Source organism: Brevundimonas sp. (assembly GCF_035626535.1).
Lineage (GTDB): Bacteria > Pseudomonadota > Alphaproteobacteria > Caulobacterales > Caulobacteraceae > Brevundimonas.
The window spans coordinates 1-13,973 of sequence record NZ_DASPNO010000015.1; the positions used below are offsets into that span (position 1 = coordinate 1).

General features: G+C 69.6%; 13 protein-coding genes and 1 tRNA gene. 5 read left to right on the forward strand and 9 right to left on the reverse strand.

Translation table 11 applies throughout. The annotated features are described in order from the left end of the window. The coding region (gene cysC, locus VEC04_RS01415) for an adenylyl-sulfate kinase (RefSeq protein WP_324773097.1) at positions 1-617 on the forward strand (617 nt) is incomplete at its 5' end. A 3-nt stretch (positions 618-620) separates the two neighbouring features. Here the strand turns inward: cysC and VEC04_RS01420 are convergent. The 4 genes from VEC04_RS01420 to VEC04_RS01435 are packed head-to-tail and all read right to left on the reverse strand — an operon-like array spanning position 621 to position 4,122. Then, positions 621-887, reverse strand: coding sequence for a SemiSWEET family sugar transporter (locus tag VEC04_RS01420; protein WP_324773099.1), 267 nt, complete (start codon positions 885-887; stop codon positions 621-623). Beyond that, positions 884-1,369 (reverse strand): low affinity iron permease family protein, encoded by a 486-nt coding sequence (locus VEC04_RS01425; protein WP_324773101.1) that lies wholly within the window; start codon positions 1,367-1,369, stop codon positions 884-886. The genes VEC04_RS01420 and VEC04_RS01425 overlap by 4 nt, the downstream gene beginning before the upstream one ends. A gap of 36 nt (positions 1,370-1,405) precedes the next feature. Continuing rightward, positions 1,406-2,005, reverse strand: a complete 600-nt coding sequence (locus tag VEC04_RS01430) for a class GN sortase (RefSeq protein ID WP_324773103.1) — start codon at positions 2,003-2,005, stop codon at positions 1,406-1,408. Next, positions 2,002-4,122, reverse strand: a complete 2,121-nt coding sequence (locus VEC04_RS01435; protein ID WP_324773105.1) for a marine proteobacterial sortase target protein — start codon at positions 4,120-4,122, stop codon at positions 2,002-2,004. The genes VEC04_RS01430 and VEC04_RS01435 overlap by 4 nt, the downstream gene beginning before the upstream one ends. Before the next feature lie 171 nt (positions 4,123-4,293). Here VEC04_RS01435 and VEC04_RS01440 point away from each other — a divergent pair, with 171 nt between their 5' ends. Then, positions 4,294-5,028, forward strand: a complete 735-nt coding sequence (locus VEC04_RS01440; protein WP_324773107.1) for a helix-turn-helix transcriptional regulator — start codon at positions 4,294-4,296, stop codon at positions 5,026-5,028. Here VEC04_RS01440 and VEC04_RS01445 read toward each other — a convergent pair. From VEC04_RS01445 to VEC04_RS01455, 3 genes are all read right to left on the reverse strand, one after another. Beyond that, positions 5,025-6,371, reverse strand: a complete 1,347-nt coding sequence (locus tag VEC04_RS01445; protein WP_324773200.1) for an amidase — start codon at positions 6,369-6,371, stop codon at positions 5,025-5,027. The genes VEC04_RS01440 and VEC04_RS01445 overlap by 4 nt on opposite strands. A gap of 268 nt (positions 6,372-6,639) precedes the next feature. Continuing rightward, a complete protein-coding gene (locus VEC04_RS01450; protein ID WP_414642631.1) occupies positions 6,640-8,145 on the reverse strand; it encodes an amidase in 1,506 nt (501 codons plus the stop codon). Positions 8,146-8,288: 143 nt separating this feature from the next. After that, entirely contained in the window at positions 8,289-10,616 is a 2,328-nt protein-coding gene (locus tag VEC04_RS01455; protein ID WP_324773109.1) for a S9 family peptidase, read from the reverse strand. A 104-nt stretch (positions 10,617-10,720) separates the two neighbouring features. Here VEC04_RS01455 and VEC04_RS01460 point away from each other — a divergent pair, with 104 nt between their 5' ends. Together VEC04_RS01460 and VEC04_RS01465 are read left to right on the forward strand one after the other, a co-directional pair. Next, positions 10,721-11,536, forward strand: coding sequence for a ferredoxin--NADP reductase (locus VEC04_RS01460; RefSeq protein WP_324773111.1), 816 nt, complete (start codon positions 10,721-10,723; stop codon positions 11,534-11,536). After that, a complete protein-coding gene (locus tag VEC04_RS01465; protein WP_324773113.1) occupies positions 11,508-11,873 on the forward strand; it encodes a chorismate mutase in 366 nt (121 codons plus the stop codon). The genes VEC04_RS01460 and VEC04_RS01465 overlap by 29 nt, the downstream gene beginning before the upstream one ends. Here the strand turns inward: VEC04_RS01465 and VEC04_RS01470 are convergent. Together VEC04_RS01470 and VEC04_RS01475 are read right to left on the reverse strand one after the other, a co-directional pair. Continuing rightward, entirely contained in the window at positions 11,870-12,223 is a 354-nt protein-coding gene (locus VEC04_RS01470) for an Hpt domain-containing protein (RefSeq protein WP_324773115.1), read from the reverse strand. The two genes, VEC04_RS01465 and VEC04_RS01470, sit on opposite strands and share 4 nt — an antisense overlap. Further along, positions 12,223-13,674, reverse strand: a complete 1,452-nt coding sequence (locus VEC04_RS01475; RefSeq protein WP_324773117.1) for an amino acid permease — start codon at positions 13,672-13,674, stop codon at positions 12,223-12,225. Before VEC04_RS01475 ends, VEC04_RS01470 begins: the two co-directional genes overlap by 1 nt. Before the next feature lie 171 nt (positions 13,675-13,845). Here VEC04_RS01475 and VEC04_RS01480 point away from each other — a divergent pair. Beyond that, a tRNA-Lys gene (locus tag VEC04_RS01480) sits at positions 13,846-13,921 on the forward strand. Positions 13,922-13,973: the final 52 nt, after the last annotated feature.

Below are 13,973 nucleotides of genomic sequence, written 5' to 3' on the forward strand. Positions count from 1 at the left end.
GCGCCGGTCTCCTCAGCTTCGCGCTGCGTCGAGCGGACAACATTCACTGGCAGGCGCTCGACGTAAACAAGCTCGCGCGCGCGAGCCTCAAGGGACAGCGCGCTTGCGTGCTGTGGTTCACCGGCCTGTCGGGCGCCGGCAAGTCGACGATCGCCAACCTCGTCGAGAAGCGCCTCGCGGCGCTCGGCCGCCACACCTTCCTGCTCGACGGCGACAACGTCCGCCACGGCCTCAACCAGGACCTCGGCTTCACTGACGCCGACCGGGTCGAGAACATCCGCCGCATCACCGAGGTGGCCCGGCTGATGGCCGACGCCGGCCTGATCGTGCTGGTCTCCGCCATCTCGCCCTTCGCCGCGGAGCGCCGCATGGCCCGTGAGCGGATGGCGCCGGGCGAGTTCGTCGAGATCTTCGTCGACGCACCGCTGGAGGTCGTCGAGAACCGCGACGTCAAGGGTCTGTACCGCAAGGCCCGCGCCGGCCAGCTGCGCAATTTCACCGGCATCGACAGCCCCTATGAGCGTCCCGAACGTCCCGACATCCACATCGACGCTGCCGCCCTGACGCCGGAACAGGCCTGCGAGCGGATCATCGAGGCGATCCGCGACCGCCTCTGACCGTCAGGCGTCGCGGAATTTCCACTTCATGGCCAGCACGCCCGCGGACATCAGCAGGGCGCAGGCGTTGGCCACGATGATCGGCCAGGCGTCCGTCATCACGCCATAGGCCGTCCACAGCACGAAACAGGTGACCGTCAGCGAATAGGTCTTCAGCGAAACGGCCGAGGCGTCTCGCGTCGTCCAGATCTTGACCATCTGTGGCGCGAAACTGGTGATTGAACACAGGGCCGCGGCCGAGCCGACGACATTGGCGGCGAGGTCGCTCAAGCCTTGGCCCTTCCCCGCCGCGCCGTGGTGACCGTCACCTTCCGGGCGCCGCCGCTCTTTCGCACCCTCTGGCGTTTCCGCTCGGTGTCCTCGTCGCGTGTGGCGACCAGGGGGCCGCCCAGCTTGCGGACCCTTTCGGCCCGCGCCTCGACCTGGGCGAGGATCAGGTCGAGTTCCTTCTCACTCAGCCGTTCGATGCCGACGAAGCGCTCGTCCGCCTTGCTGACCGCGTGCAGCAACTCGTCCAGCTTGGCCTGAATCGCCGCCCCGTCGCGGTTCTGGGTGTTCTGGATCAGGAAGACCATCAGGAAGGTGACGATGGTGGTGCCGGTGTTGATGACCAACTGCCAGTCGGCGCTGAAGCCGAAGATCGGGCCCGTCACCGCCCAGACGATCACCACCGCCAGGCAGAGCAGGAAGGTCCACGGCTTGCCCGTCAGCCGGGCGGTGTAGGTCGCGAAGCGGAGGAAGTACTTTTCCATCGCAGCCCAACCCGCGCCCACGGCGAAGGTTGCACGTCAGACGCGGCGCGCCGAGACAATGAAGCGCCACGGGCCGCGCTCCGGGGCGTCAAACGGCCAGCAGGTCGTCAGTGCAATCGAGGGTTGGGAAGCGTAGCGGTCGACGCCGAACCGGTCCCGGCGCACCACGGCGCCGCCGCTGACCCGGAATTCACTTCGCCCGCCTGCGATCGTCTCGACGACGATCAGATCGTCACGCCGAAGGTCCTTGAGGAAGCGGAAGTGCGTGTCCCGATGGGCGGCGAAGACCGCCGTCCCGCGCCGCCCCGGTTCGGCGCCGCCCGGCAGCAGCGTCGGCCCGAAGGCCAGGGCTTCTCCCGAGCCGCCGGCCAATACGATCTGACTGACCCCGAGACGCGGTACGCTGATCCGCGCCGTCGGAGCCGTGTCAGCCCACGGCCAGGCCTTGACCGGACGGCCGGTGTCCCGCGCCCGGTCGAAGGCTCGCTCGAGAAGGACCTGGGCCACCGCCGCCTTGACCGGGACGAACAGTCCGTGGCCGATCAGGCCCAGCCCGGCGACGACCGCCAGGATCAGCGGCAGGCGGAAGACGCGCCCGGCGGCGCGCCCTCCCTTTCCTGCGATCAGGCCGGTCATGCCGTCCTCCGCCGGCGCATCAGCCACAGGCCGCCGACGCCCGTCAGGAGCAGCATGAGGCCGTTTAGGAGCGGCGTGGCCCAGCCGGCGGCGGTCTGCGGCAGCTCCAGCAGCTGGGCGGGATCGTCCGGATTGACGCCAGGCGCTCGTCCCTCGGCCAGCGGCCCGCCGAACAGGTGGTCGAAGTCCCAGCCCTTGGGCAGGTTCAGCGGGAGTTCCTCTTCCGTGAGCCGCGCGCCTTCGGGGCGGGCGGGGGTGCGGTCGACAGCCACCAGGCTCGTTTCCCGGGTGACCAGCGAAAACTCCAGGCCGAGGCGGGCGATCGCTTCGGCGGCAGCCGCGCCGTCGCTGTCGCCGAGGCTGTCCTCGACCTCGATGTCGGTGATCCGGCGCTTCGCCCACAGCCGCGCCACACCCGGGCCTTCGACAGCCTGGCCGAGATCGACCGTGCGGTTCCAGCGGCGGCCGTCGGTCACGCCCGACACCGTCACCCTGCCGGCGGCGCGCCGCGACCGCGCCAGCAGGACCAGCGGCTCGCCCTCGTAGAGATCGGGGAGCACCTCCGGCGCGAACTGCGCACCCCCGTCGCTGGCGATGGTCAGCCCCGTCGCGACGGGCCGGGTGAGGCGGTCCAGCAGCTCGGTCATCCGAGCCGTGACCTCGGTCGTGTCGCTGATGTTGGTGTAGGTCCCGCGCCCCACCTCGGCCATGCGGTTCATCAGGAAGGTGTTGGGCGCCGAGCCGATGCCTACCATGAACACCCGGCTGCGGCCGCGGTCGGCGCCGAGCGCCGCCAGCATCTCGTCCTCATTGTAGATCGAGCCGTCGGTCAAGAAGATCACCTGCCGCACCCGCTCCCTGTCCCCGGGCGTGTCATCGACCAGCGCCGCCTGCAGGGCCGGCAGCATTTCGGTGCCGCCGTTTGCGTCGAGCGAGTCCGCGAACCGGTGCGCCAGCGCCAGCTGGTCCGGCGTGGCCTGCACCGGCCGGTCGAACAGCTCCGTCATGGTGTCGTCGAAGCGGATGACGTTGAACCGGTCCGCGCGGGTCAGGGTGTCGAGCGCCAGCTTCAGGCTCGCCCGCGCCTGCTCCATCGACTCGCCGGACATCGAGCCGCTGTTGTCGATCACGAACACCAGCTCTCGCGGCGGCGCCGGCCGGCTGCGGTCGGGCGCCGGCGGATTGATCACCGCCATCAGATAGTGGTGGCCATTCAGCCGCTCGCGAAACAGGCCGACGGTCGGTTCCGTGTCCGCCGTACGCCAGCGCAGCTCGAAGTCGCGGTCGGCGGGAACCTCACCGGCGGCCAGGGTGACGGTCCGACCGGTGGCGCCGGCCTCCGCGATCCGCACGGGATGGTAGGGGCTGACGATCCGCGCGGGGGCGAACCCGGGCCGCAGATCGACGGTGATCGACACCGGATTGAGCGTGACGCCCTGTCCGGGAACGGCGACCGGCGCGGACGTGGCCCGCGCGTCCGCCCGTCCCGCCGCCGTGGCCAGCGACCGTTCGGCGATGTAGCGGGGACCGACGGCGAGCGGCAGCCGGATGGAGTATTCGCCCGAGACGCGACGCACCGGCGCCTGGTATTCAATCTCTATCAACACCGTCTCGCCGGGCCCGATATTGGCCACGCGGTTGGTGAACATGTTCGGCCGCTGCTGTTCGACCAGCCCGGCGCGCTGACCCTCGGCCTTCGCCGTCTCATAGATCTCGCGCGCCTCTTCGCGGCGATGGATTTCGCCGACGATGACCCGCTGGCCAACGACCATCTTCAGGCTGTCGACGGCCCCGTCCTCGGGCAGCGGATAGAGATAGGTCGCCTCGACCCATTCGCGCCCGGTGTTGCGGAAGGCCTGCACCACCTTCACCCGCGCCGACTGGCCGGTGACGGTGACCTGCATGTCGGTGCCCAGCCGCACCGCCGAACTGACCGTGCCCCGGCTGGTGCGTAACTGCAGCGCGCCGGCGGACGGCTCATCCAGGTCGCCTTCCGGCGCCTCCCGCGCGGAGACCAGGGACGCGATGGCGGTCACCGCCAGCGCGATGGCGAACAACAGGCCGACGCCGCGCCACATGGGGCGGCGGGGGAGGCGGAGAAGAGCGGAATTTGTCATGGCAAAGCTCCATCGGGAGCCTGCTGACTAGGCCCTGCCGATCCCGCACAGCCACGAGAAATCGACGCAAATCACCGCCACAAGGCGCCGCTTCGGCGGCCATCCACGGTCCAGCTTGACGGCATGTGCGGAAATGTGCGGACTGGGGGCTCGCAGGGGATGAATCACGGTATGGACGATCCGCAGGCCCAGGAGATCGCCGCCCGCGTGCGCGAGGAGCTTGCGCGCCGCCGCATCTCGCGCCAGGCGCTGGCCGACATGGCCCGGATCAGCATCTCGACGCTGGAAAAGGCACTTTCCGGCCGCCGCGCCTTCACCCTCGCCACCGTGATCCGGCTTGAGGAGGCGCTCGGCACGCCGCTCCGGGTCCGGCCCGCTCCGGCGATCGATCCGCGGGCAGACTCCGCCGGGGATCTGGGCGGCTATTCGCGCGGCGCCGTGCGCTGGATCGAGGGCCGCTACCTGACCCTGCGCCCGTCATTCGGCAACCCGGCGGACATCTACGCCTATCTGACCACCATTGAATGGGACGCGGCCGGGTCGCATCTGGCTTTCCGCGAGTCGGAACGGATCGACAGCTCCTTCTCGCAGAGCGGCAGGGTGTCGATGCCGCACCTGTCCGGGCACACCTATCTCGTCACCAACGTCGACGGCCAGTACCGCCTCGCCGTGCTCGGCCGGCCGACGATCAAGCGGGCGCTCTACGGCATCCTGACTACGCTGCTGGTCGGCAACGGCTCGCAGCTCGTGCCCACGTCCGTGCCACTGGCCATGCTGCGGCTCGATACGGGAGCCGGGGACGAGGTCGCCTTCGGCCGCATCGCGCCAGGCCAGCCCGCCCACGCCCGGTATCGCGCGGAGCTGGACGGCGTCATCGCGGGGGATTTCGCCCGCTTCCCGCGCTAGCGCGCCAGCGGCGCCAGCAGGGGGGCCAGCGTCTCGGCGACGTCCACCGTGGGCGCGAACGCCGGCGACCGCATCGCCTGGGTCAGCTGTTCGAAGGCGTAGCCCAGCGACAGCACCTTGGCGTCCTCCCACTTGCCCGCGATGAAGCTCATCCCGACCGGCAGTCCGTCGACGAAGCCCATCGGCACCGTCAGATGCGGATAGCCGGCGATGGCCGGCATCTGGCTGGCGGCCCCGGCGTAGTGGTCGCCGTTGATCACGTCCGTGGTCCAGGCCGGACCCGTGGTCGGGGCGATCAGCGCCACAACGTCATGCTCGCGCATCAGCCCGTCGATACCCTCAGCCCCGGCCAGCCTCAGCGAGGTCGCGCGCGCCTCGACATAGGCCGGATCGGTCAGGTCGCCCTTGGCCTGGGCCTGGATGAACAGCTCCTGGCCGAACAGCGCCAGCTCGCGCGGCGTCCGCTCGTTGAAGGCGATGACGTCCGCCAGCGTGCGCGTCTGCACCTGCTCCGGGTCCGTCGAGGCGAGGTAGGCGTTCAGGTCGGCCTTCAGCTCGTAAAGCAGGACCTCGAGCTCGGCCGCGCCCATGGCGTTCATGTCCGGCCCTTCGGTGATGTCGACGATCACCGCGCCGGCCTCGCGCATGCGCTGCAGGTTCTCCTCGAACACCGCGTCGGTCTTGCGCGAATAGCCCATCGAGAAGCGCATCACGCCGATGCGTGCGCCGTTCAGGGAGCCGGCGTCCAGCGCCTCCCGATAGTCGACCTTGCGCGCGTCGGCCTCGGCCGTGGCGGCGTCCATCGGGTCCGAGCCGGCGATGGCCGACAGCACGACGGCTGCGTCCTCGACGGTGCGGGTCATCGGCCCGGCGGTGTCCTGCGAATGGCTGATCGGCACGACGTGGGTGCGCGAGACCAGCCCCACCGTCGGCTTGAAACCGACGATGCCGTTGATCGCCGCCGGGCAGGTGATCGAGCCGTCAGTCTCGGTGCCGATAGCCGCGGGGGCGATCCCCGCCGCCACCGCCGCCCCGCTGCCCGAGGACGAGCCGCAGGCGTTGCGGTCCAGCGCGTGCGGATTGCGCGTCAGTCCGCCCACCGCGCTCCAGCCGCTGGTCGAATTCGATGAGCGGATGTTGGCCCACTCCGACAGATTGGTCTTGCCGAGGATCACCGCCCCCGCCTCGCGCAGCCGGGCCGTCAGCGGCGCGTCCCGTCCGGGCGCGTTGCCGATCAGCGCCAGCGATCCGGCGGTGGTCGGCATGTCGCGCGTCTCGATATTGTCCTTCAGCAGGATCGGCATGCCTGCGATGCCGGAACCCGCCTCCCAGCGCACCACCATCTCTGGATCGGTCCAGACCAAGACGCTGTTCGTCGCCGCTTCCTCGGGCGTCACATGACGCGCGCCATACACTTCCTGAGCCAGAGCCGGGCTCGCCGCGAGGTAGAGGCCAACCGCGAGGATCACCCCCCACTTCCGCTCATCCCCGCGAAGGCGGGGACCCGGACCTTTGGACGGTCGGTTGTGACGGACTTGCATGGTGTTGATCCCCGACATGGGCGTTTCAGCAAAAATGAACTGGGTCCCCGCCTTCGCGGCGATGAGCGGATCAGGAGGCAGGCGGCCGCATCTCCGGCGCCCGCCGCGCAAGCGTCCGCTGTTCGAAGGCGTAGCCCAGCGACAGCACCCTGGCGTCGTCCCACTTGCCGCCGATGAAGCTGATCCCGACCGGCATGCCGCGGTCGAAGCCCATCGGCACGGTCAGGTGCGGATAGCCCGCCACCGCCGCCAGCCGGCTGGCCGAGCCCTGCGAGCGGTCGTCGTCGTTCGGATCGTTGGTCCACGCCCGCGAGGTCGTTGGCGCGGTCAGGGCGACCACCCCGTGCTCCGCCATCATCCGGTCGATGCCCTCCGGCCCGGCCGCGCGGAACGAGCGCTCGCGCGCCTCGACATAGGCGGGGTCGGTCAGCCCGCCGGTCGCCTCGGCCCGCTCGAACAGGTCCTGCCCGAACAGCACCGTCTCGCGCGGCTCGGCGGCGTTGAAGGCGATGACGTCCGCGAGGGTGCGCGTCTTCACCTGCGCCGGATCGGTCGAGGCGAGATACAGGTTCAGGTCGTGCTTCAGCTCGGTGAGCAGCACGGTCAGCTCCCAGCCGCCGATCTGCCGGAAATCCGCCGGCGCCTCGGTGATCTCCACCAGTTCGGCCCCGGCGTCACGCATCGCCTGCAGATTGGCCTCGAACACCGCCTGGGTCTCGGCCGAATAGTTGGGCACGAGGAACCGCAGCACCCCGATGCGCGCGCCGTTCAGGGAGTCCGCGTCGAGCGCCGCCCGATAGTCGACCTTGCGCGCGTCGGCCTCGGCCGTGGCCGGGTCCAGCGGGTCCGACCCGGCGATCACCGTCAGCACCCGCGCCGCGTCCTCGACCGACGTGGTGATCGGCCCGGCCGTGTCCTGCGAATGGCTGATTGGCACGATGTGCGTGCGGCTGACCAGCCCCACGGTGGGCTTGAACCCGACCACGCCGTTGACCGAGGCCGGACAGGTGATCGACCCGTCCGTCTCCGTCCCGATCGCCGCCGGCGCCAGACCGATGGCCACCGCCACCGCGCTGCCCGCCGACGAGCCGCACGGCGTCCGCTCCGGGTCATAGGGATTGCGCGTCTGCCCCCCGACCGCGCTCCACCCGCTGATCGACTGCGACGAGCGGATGTTGGCCCATTCGGACAGATTGGCCTTGCCGACGATAAGGCCCCCTGACTCGCGAAGGCGCGCGACCAGCGGAGCATCACGGCCGGGCGCGTTGTCGACGAGCGCCAAGGAGCCGGCCGTCGTCGGCATATCCGCCGTTTCGATATTGTCCTTCAGCAGGATGAGCATGCCGCGAAGAATCGCGTCGGGTCGGCCGCGGATCGGGAGTTCTGCGCCCGGCGTCCAGCGGATCACGCTGCGGTAGGGCGCATCTTGCGGTCCGAACAGGTCCGCCAGAAGCGTACCGCTCCGAATCCGCTCGCGGCAGACCTCGATCTCGGCTCCGTCGGGAATGGGACGTCCGGCGTTGGCGGCGTCGCCGCGGATAGCGGCCTGTTCCGCAGCCGGCATCTCGCTCACCATCCGGCAGCTTCGTTCCGGAGCGGAGGCCGCCGTCTGCGCCGCAGTGGGGGCACTCCACCCTGCGGCGACGCCGGCCATCACGGCGGCCAGTGCGGCGCTTCGACGACCCCTCGAGACAGTCCTTACGCCGAGGAGCGCAGACTTCACTGTGACCGCGAACCGATCGTGCGGTCGAGGAAGTCGAGATACGTCCGCCATTGCTGGAGCTGCCTTTCGTTGCCCCGCACGCCGTGGCGCTGTCCGGGATAGAGCATCAGTTCGAAGGGAATGGACGAGGCCTGTAGCGCATCCATCACCCGCGTCGAGTTCTCGAGGATCACGTTGTCGTCGGCCATGCCATGCATCAGCAGCAGCCGCCCGGTCAGCCGATCCAGCTGATCGACGATGTCCGAAGCCGCATAGCCCTCCGGATTGGCCTGCGGCGTCGACATGAAGCGCTCGGTGTAGTGCGTGTCGTACAGGCTCCAGTCGGTCACCGGCGCCCCCGAGATGGCCGAGGTCAGGCCCATGTCCGGCTCGGTCAGCATGTGCAGGGTCATGAAGCCGCCGTAGCTCCAGCCCATGGCCGCGATGCGATTGTCATCGACGAATGGCAACGATCTCAAATAGTTCGCCGCGAGAACCTGATCCTCGATCTCAGGTTGGCCCATCTTCAGGTGGAGGGCTTGCTTGAACGCCGCCGAGCGGTCGCCCTCGCCGCGGTTGTCCAGCCGGAAGACGATGTAGCCAGCCTCCGTCAACAGTTGATTGGTAGCCGATTGCCAGCCGCGCTTCACGCCGCCGCCCGACGGACCGCCATAGACCTGCATGATCACCGGATAGGTCTTCGACGGATCGAAGCCCGGCGGCGTCGTCATCTGCCAGACCAAGGTTTCACCGTGGCTTTCCAGCGTGCCGAAGGTCACCTCGCCGCGCCGCGACGCATAGGGGAAGTAGGGATGATCCTCGTCCAGCCGGTTCTCCTCGATCCAGCGGACAAAGGTCCCGTCGGCCCGATACAGACCCGACTGCGGCGGGGTGTTCAGGTCCGAATAGTTGCCGACGAAGGCCGTGCCGGTCCGGTTCATCGACGCCGACCACCAGCCGCCGTCCGGCGTCACCGGCGTGAACCGCCCGCCCTGTTCGTTCAGCGAGGCGCGCCACAGCCGCTGCGTGGTCGGCGTCTCGCCCTGGACGTCGCACATCATGCTGCGACCGCCCGGCATCGGGCAGACGCTATGCCCGCCGGTGACGCCCTCGGGCCGTTCGGCATAGGCGAACGAGGCCGTGAAGAAGACCTCGCCAGTCCGCTGGTTGACGCCGTTCAGCGATTTCACCGCCCACGGCCCATAGGTGATCGGCCGGATCATTCGCCCGTCGCGGTCGTACAGGTACAGATGCTTCCAGCCCGTCTCTTCCGACGACCAGATGAAGTTCCCGTCGTCCAGCGCCTTGAAGTCGTGGGTCAGCGGCACCCATGCGTCCGAACGCTGCGTCACGATCACCCGCGACGCGCCCGTGGCCGGGTCGACGCTCAGCAGGTCCAGCGTCTTCTGATCGCGCGACTGGCGCTGCACATAGAGCGTCCGGCCGTCGGCCGACCAGTTCACCCGCGCCAGATAGATGTCGGTGTTCGTCCCCAGATCGACCTTGGTGCGCCGCCCGGTCTGGCGGTCATGCACATACAGCTCGACCACCGCGTTTGGACGGCCGGCGCGCGGATAGCGCTGCTCGATCACGGTCGCGCCGCCGCCGGTGATGTCCAGCCGCGGGATGACGTCGACGCCCGACTCGTCGGTGCGCTGCAGGGCGATGTAGCGCTCGTCCGGGCTCCACCAGTAGCCGGTGTCGCGATCCATCTCCTCCTGGGCGATGAATTCGGCGGTGGCCCAGGTGATCAGCCCCTCGCCATCATTGGTGACCTCGGTCTCCCGTCCGCTGGCCAGGTCGTAGACGACCAGGTCCTGATCCCGGACCCAGGAGACGAAATTGCCGTCCGGCGACACCTTGGCGTCGATCTCGTCGGCCTCGGACTCGGTCAGCCGGCGCACCGCCCCGCCTTCCCGTTCGGCGAGGAAGACGTCGCCCTCCAGCGGCGCGAGGATGTAGCGCCCCTGCTCGTCCCACGAATATTCGACCACCCCGCGCGCGCTGATCCGCATCCGCTCCCGCCGGGCCTTCTCGGCCTCCGACAGTTCGCCGGCGTCCGGAACCAGCGCCCGCGCGTCGATCAGCTTGAACGGCTCGCCCTCGCCCGTCGGCGCGGCCCACAGGTCCTGCACCTCGACGTCGTCCTCGCGCGACCTCAGGAAGGCCACCAGCTCGCCGTCGGGCGACAGGCTGACCCCCTTGGCCACAGGCCCTGCCAGGGCGGGGTCCGAGAACACCCGCTCGGGCGTCAGCACCGCGGGGTCCGGCGTTTGCGCCATCGCGAGGGTGAACGGCGATTGAGCCGCGAAGAACAGGGTGGAGGCGAGGAGAATGTTGCGCATGACCGGGACGCTAAAGGCGAATTCCGCCGCCGTCATCCCCTTGTTCCCGATGCGCGACACCCCATCCCTTCCCCCTCCGCCTTTCGGCCCCTAATAAGCCCCCGATGACCGACGTCGCCGTCTCCGCCCCGCCCGCGAAAGCCTCGCCCTTCCACGAGCTGGAAGTGCTGTGGGTGCATCACTGGACCGACCAGCTGTTCAGCTTCCGCATCCGCCGCCCGGAGGATTTCCGCTTCCGCTCCGGCGAGTTCGTCATGCTCGGCCTCCCCGGCGACGACGGCGGCAAGCCGATCCTGCGCGCCTACTCCATCGCCAGCCCCAGTTGGGACGAGGCGCTGGAGTTCCTGTCGATCAAGGTCGCCGACGGCCCCCTCACTTCCCGCCTGCAGAAGATCCAGCCCGGCGACACCGTGCTGATGGGCAAGAAACCGACCGGCACCCTGGTGCTCGACGCCCTGACCGGCGGCGACCGCCTCTGGCTGATCGGCACCGGCACGGGCTTGGCGCCCTGGCTCAGCGTCGCACGCGATCCCGACACCTACAGCCGTTTCGGCCAGGTCATCGTCTGCCACACGGTGCGCAACGTCGCGGATCTGAGCTACCGCGACTTCTTCACCTCCGGCATCCGCGAGGACCCGCTGATCGGCGACGAGGCGAAGGCCCAGCTGACCTACTATCCGACGGTGACGCGCGAGCGCTTCGAGACGCCGGGTCGGATCACCGACCGCATCCGCTCGGGCGACCTGTTCGCCGACCTCGGCCTGCCCGCCGGCTTCTCGCCCAACACCGACCGGGTCATGCTGTGCGGCTCGATGGCCATGATCAAGGAAGCCGGCGAACTGCTGGAATCCTACGGCCTGAAAGAGGGTTCGAACGCCGAGCCCGGCGACTATGTGCTGGAGCGCGCCTTTGTCGGCTGACCTGAAAGACCCCCCGACCGTGGTCGCCGTCGACGCGAGGGTCGCGCCGGAAGCCTGCCTGACCATGGCCGAGGTCCGCCACGGCGTCGACGCGCTGGACCGCGCCCTCGTCGTCCTGCTCGCCGAGCGCCAGCGCTACATGGACGCCGCCGCCCGCATCAAGCCGGACCGCTCCGTCGTCCACGATGAAGCCCGCATCGAGGACGTGGTGCGCAAGGTGCTCGCCGCGGCCGGTCCCGCCGGCCTGTCGCCGGCCATCGCCGAGCCGGTCTGGCGCACCCTCATCGACCGCTGCATCGCCCACGAGTTCGACACCTGGGATCGCACGCGGAGCTAGCCCCGCAGTCCCCTCAGCAGCAACTCGTGCCGGAAGGCCGCGACGTCGGCCAGCGCCGCGTCCAGCGCGTCCCGCACCCGATCCAGCAGCGGCGGCGCCTCGGCCTTGTCCGCCGCCTCTGCCGCCGCGCACGCCTCCGCCAGCGGACCCGCGCCGATCCCCGCCGCCGCGCCCCGGATCGTGTGCACCCCGTCGCGCCAGCCGTCCTCGCGGACGTCCAGCATGGGTGACCACAGGGCCGCCTGCTGGGCGAACAGGCCCAGCACCTCCTCGCTGACCGCGTCGTCCCCGCCGGTCATCCGCTCCAGCACGGCGAAATCGACCGCGCCCGAGAGATCCCGGCGGGCCATCAGCCCTCGGCCTCCTCGCCCTTGGCCAGCCGCGAGTTCCACGCCGACCAGGCGAAATAGACCACCAGGCCGACGCCGTTCCAGATCAGGAACCATTGCTGGGTCGAGCCGCGCAGGCTGAAGAAGAAGACGATGCAGCCGATGATGGTGATCGCCCCGACCAGCGGCCAGAGCGGGGCCTTGAACAGCCGCTTGCGGTTCGGTTCGCGCAACCGCAGCACGATCAGGCAGACCCCGACCGCGCCGAAGGCCGCCAAGGTCCCGGCGTTGGCAAGCGAGGCCAGCTCGTCCAGCCGCATGACCCCGGCCAGCGCACCGACCACGATGGCCGTGAAGATCGTCACCACCGCCGGCACGCCGCGCACCGACACCCGGGCCAGTCTCCGCGGCAGCAGCCCGTCGCGGGCCATGCCGAGGAAGATGCGGCTCTGGCCGAACAGGAAGGCCAGCAGCACGGTCGGCAGGGCGACCACGGCCGAGACCGCGATCCACTGCGCCGCCGTCCCCTGCCCCAGCTCGCGCAGGATCAGCGCCAGAGGTTCCGGGCTCTCCGCGAAGCTGGCCACCGGCCGAGCCCCGATCGCGGCGGCCGCCACGACCAGATACAGAGCGGTGCACACCACCATCGAGCCGACGATGCCGATGGCGAGATCGCGCTCGGGCTTCTTGGTCTCCTCGGCCGCCGTCGAGATGGCGTCGAAGCCGTAGAAGGCGAAGAAGATGATCGCCGCTGCCGCCATCACCCCGGTCTGGACCACGGGCTGGCCGGTGATCTGCTCCATGAACGGCAGGCTCGGCGCGCCGAAGCCGTTGGGCATGAAGGGCGTGAAATTGGCGCTGTTGAAGGTCGGCAGGGCGATGGCCACGAAGGCGACCAGGGCGGCCACCTTGATGACCACGAGGATGGCGTTGAGCGTGGCGCTCTCCCGCGTGCCAAGCAGCAGCAGGCCCGTCACCACCGCGATGATGAACACCGCCGGCAGGTTGATCAGCCCGCCCTCGACGTGCGGTCCGGCCGCCAGCATGGCCGGCAGCTCGACGCCCATACCGGCGAGGAACCCGGTCGCATAGCCCGACCAGCCCACCGCCACCGCCGACACCACCAGCGAATATTCGAGGATCAGGCTCCAGCCGACGATCCACGCGATCAGCTCGCCCAGCACGGCGTAGGAATAGGTGTAGGCGCTGCCCGCCGCCGGCATCATCGTCGCCAGTTCGGCATAGGCCAGGGCGGCGCAGGCGCAGACCAGCCCGGCCAGGGCGAAGCTGATCATCACCGCCGGCCCGGCCAGTCCGGCGCCGACCCCGATCAGGGTCAGGATGCCGGTGCCGACGATGGCTCCGACCCCGAGCGCCACCAGATGCGGCCAGCTCAGCGTCTTCTTCAGGGCCGGTCCGCTGTGCGGCGCCACAAGCGCGTCGATCGAGCGCCGTCGATTCCAGAAGGCCATGAACCTCTCCCCCTCGCCGCCCCGGCGGCCGATTCCGGAGGGGAGCCTACGTGGTTCCGCGGCAAACCGGAATGCGCCTGAAATCCCTTGCGCCCGCGATCAACAATCTTTATGTCCGCCCCCTCCCGCCGGGGCCGGTCTCCGACCGCCGCGGCGAGCGACGTATGGTCCGGGTGATTAGCTCAGTTGGTAGAGCAGCTGACTCTTAATCAGCGGGTCGTAGGTTCGAACCCTACATCACCCACCATCGTCCTTCCCTCACATCGCCATCCTGCCTAGGCTCGACCGTCTCACGGCGG